Here is a 3,540-nt window from a genome sequence, read left to right on the forward strand (position 1 = left end):
CCTGTGTGGTACGCCGTCTGCGTTTCTCCGGCCCTAAGACATCAATAATCTGTTCTCCAATGACAAGTCTAAAAACTGGTATTAAGACTATCACTTAAATAAGTGATACTGGTTGTCTGGAGATTCAGGGGGCCAGTCTAGCAGCTGCTCTACGGTCATATTTTTAATTGCGCTCCGGTTTACAAGAGCCCACCCCTGTTTTTCCAGATAAAACTGGAAAGTATCCAGGGTACAGACCAGTGCACCGTCAGGAACAGTTTCGGTGAATCTGATATTGCCGTGTTCGTCGAAGTGCACAACCAGAGTGCGACCGTTACCCGGAATCATCTTGTCAGCGGACGGGGTATTATTCTGGTGCAGTTCTGCCTCCATGCGGTCGAACATCAGCGATGTAGGCCTCTTTGAATGCAGCGGCTTTTTTCCCAGTGAAGCCCATCACCAGGAAAACGAAGCCGTTTTTGGTGATTTGGTACATTGGGCGTTTTTCGCCTTTGGTGTCGGTGTAGGTGACGTCCTCAAAATTGAGGGCGTTAAATTCAGGTGAGCATTCAGTATTTGCGATGGCACGTAACACATTGTCGTGTCGTTTGTGGAAGAACTCTGCAACCGCAACAGACGTAGTGACAGCGCGACCGTTTTCGATGGTTACGTCAGGGTGAGAAAGGGCAGGGATAGTAGCCATGATGGCATCCTCGAGTGATAAGTTAATTAACTCACCACCGAGGTTTTCCACGACCATAAGGGTGGTGAGACGTACAGGGGTGGAAATACCGGTCACTCGAGAACCCGGCCAGTCTTGCGACTGCCCTGCACATCCCACCATAATTTGAATGGAGCTGTGCATTACGCATAAAAAAACCGCTTCAGCGCGGCTATGCGCTCGAGTAACGTTCGGGTTTCCACGCCCGGCCCCCGTTTTATGAGGTGCAGATGCACTATAATTCCACCCGTTCTGGTTTTCAATAGCTACATTCAACATTTTCTCTTACCTTTCATCACCGAAGTGAACTTTGTTGATGCGGTGCCTGGTGCCTCCAGGTGACGTTAACCAGTTAACAATTAACGCCGGATACAGGGAAACCCATAACCACCCGATACGTGGGAACTAATCGCTTTTTAACTGTTCCGCGTGCGCTCAGCCGCATTCACCGCATCACAAAATTCACTTTAAAAAGGGCGGACATCAGCCAGCAATGAAACTGATGCCGCCAAAGGTACCAATCAACATGGAGTGTTGTGGCGTGGTTGTCACTTAAGCGTATGGTCAACCTGACAACCCGGTGTCCTCAACGGGGAAGGAATAACTCCGCCATACTTACCGCCGCGTCATTTCGCGTTGTGTGCCTGCTTTTAACTACGTCAGGCGAGGTGGTTCCTGTTATTCCCCAACAACAAGAAATTTGTATAATCTGAATACCCCAACAATAAGAAGAGTGAGCAAGTGATGTATTAGCGATGTCAGCTCTCAAAGAGACTGCATCAATGTTAAAATTATTCAATGAAGCAAAAACTCAGGCTGAGGTTGATCGCGCTGTGTCTGAAATAAACTCTAAGTTGTCAAGCATTCAGCTTGAATATTTGTCATCTCATTGATGAGCTGACAATCTCTAAAAGCAATGAGGCTGCGCTCAAAGCAAAACTCACGGAGATAGAAAAGTTTAAGTTCCAAAGTGAAGACTGCGAACCTCGCTAATTGATTACTGGAACGATTGTGTATGCCAGACAGTGCAATACTAGCTCTGGCAAGATTACCATGTATTTTTGTCCAGAATGTTTTGCGAAGAGAGCAATATCTATATTGCAACCTTTCCCTATCGAGGAAGGCGATAAATATACGAAAACTCAATGCCCCTCCTGTAAAAATGAGTATCTCATGGACTACAATTTCAATAATGATTTTTGAGTCACGGTATTCAGATTTTTAAAGAACATGCCGGATACTCACCCGTGTCCGGCGCACGCACTCCACCTCACCCGTGGAGAACTCCTTAATTACCAACCTTGGCTTCGTTGGTTAGCCATTAACGCTGGTATGTAATCATTCTGGCAATGCTTAATTTGAAGTGGCACACTGAATTTGGCCACCTGAACAGAGGTGATATGCTCACCTCAGAACAACAGTAAGCGCCCCATCAGCGACGTCTTGTGAAAATTGTCCTGTCTGGCAACAATCGCGCCCATCTATATTGATGGACACGAACGATGAATTCCCAGACAACAAAAGATATTCCCTGCTTCCGTTCTTATTTGCCTGATGCCCTGCGTTTAAGATTTGAAGATAAACTGACCATCCGGGCCATCGCTCAGCGTCTGGGTCTCAGTCATTCCACAATACATACGCTTTTTCAGCGATTTCTTGCATCCGGTATCGCATGGCCATTGCCCGATTCAGTTTCATTCGCTCAACTTGACGCCATCCTTTATGCCAACAGAAAGAAGGAATTAACAGAGCCTCAAATCAGAGAAGGCTCATGGCGAAAAGAACGGCGAACCAGCTATAGCCGTGAATTTAAGGTCCGTCTGGCTAAGCAGGCGTTACAGCCTGGGGCTGTTGTTGCCCGGATCGCCAGAGAACACGATATCAGGGATTTCAGTGCCCAGTACTCCCACCGGAACGTATATAGCATCCCCACAATTTTTCATTACGGGATGTTCAGAGCATTCATTACCGGGGTCATATTGCGCCCTGTCCGGGGTGCCGGATGCTCATGTCTCTGGCGCAATGCCCGGGCTTTTTATTCGCACATCGTGAGGAATGCACCGTGGAAATTAAAAAAATCATTAATCCCCGTTATACCGAAAGTGGCGCAGTAGACTGTGACGTTTTTTTTGACGACAGGGACCAGGCAGTCCCCTACACAGCCACCGCTGATGATGTCGCACCGACGGGTCAGCAAATCTGGCAGGAACTGCAAAGTGGCAAATGGGGTGAGATAGCCCCATTCACTGTGACACCAGAAATGCTGGAAGCGGCCAGAGAGGCCAGACGTCAGGAAATTGAAGCATGGCGCACAGAACAGGAGGCGAAGCCGTTCACGTTTGAATGGAACGGTCGTATCTGGAATGCTGGTCCCGACTCACTGGGCCGCCTGTCCCCGGTAGTCATGCTGGCAAAATCTGTCACAGCACAAACACATATGGCGTGGAGCGATGCCGATAATCAGCAGGTGAAACTGTCGATGCCGGAACTGGAAGAACTGGCGGCAGCAATGGTGCAGGCGCAGGTCGATCGCAACGATGAGATTTATCGCCGTCAGCGTGAAATGAAAGAGGAGCTGAGCGGTCTGGATGATTTGGCTTCAATTCGGGCGTTTGACGTTGAGTAATGAATAAGCCGCAACTGGCGGAATCACAGAAGACCGCTTTGCTTACCGAAGCGGAGTCTGTCATCCGGCCGCCGGGGCGTGCTGTCAGGCTGAACAGGGAAACGGATGAATCCGGGGAGGCCCGGGGGCGGGCCTCTGTTTTTCCGGAGTCAGTCCGGTCTGTGGTTTATGCGATGTGATTATGAATGGTGCAGTTGTGAGCCGTTTTCAGGCA

At 48.9% G+C, this 3,540-nt stretch carries 1 protein-coding gene and 3 pseudogenes; 3 read left to right on the forward strand and 1 reads right to left on the reverse strand.

What is annotated here, in order from left to right; genetic code table 11:
* Window positions 1–90: 90 nt before the first annotated feature.
* Window positions 91–979 (reverse strand): annotated as a pseudogene (locus ABZJ92_RS21020) (Rha family transcriptional regulator).
* A 1,223-nt stretch (window positions 980–2,202) separates the two neighbouring features.
* Here ABZJ92_RS21020 and tnpA point away from each other — a divergent pair.
* The 3 genes and pseudogenes from tnpA to ABZJ92_RS21035 all read left to right on the forward strand — a co-directional run.
* Window positions 2,203–2,589: pseudogene (gene tnpA / locus ABZJ92_RS21025) on the forward strand (IS66-like element accessory protein TnpA); the annotation flags it as partial.
* Window positions 2,585–2,752, forward strand: a pseudogene (locus ABZJ92_RS21030) (hypothetical protein); the annotation flags it as partial. The pseudogenes tnpA and ABZJ92_RS21030, both read left to right, overlap by 5 nt.
* Window positions 2,703–3,326 (forward strand): DUF4376 domain-containing protein, encoded by a 624-nt coding sequence (locus tag ABZJ92_RS21035; RefSeq protein WP_064198857.1) that lies wholly within the window; start codon window positions 2,703–2,705, stop codon window positions 3,324–3,326. The pseudogene ABZJ92_RS21030 and the gene ABZJ92_RS21035, both read left to right, overlap by 50 nt.
* The last annotated feature ends 214 nt before the right edge of the window (window positions 3,327–3,540 follow it).

It is taken from the genome of Shigella sp. FJ200513, assembly GCF_040495915.1.
Lineage (GTDB): Bacteria > Pseudomonadota > Gammaproteobacteria > Enterobacterales > Enterobacteriaceae > ECMA0423.

Bases quoted from the DNA above. Each gene is read 5' to 3' on its own strand.
- ABZJ92_RS21035 (WP_064198857.1), top strand. From the start codon at position 2,703: ATGCTCATGTCTCTGGCGCAATGCCCGGGCTTTTTATTCGCACATCGT.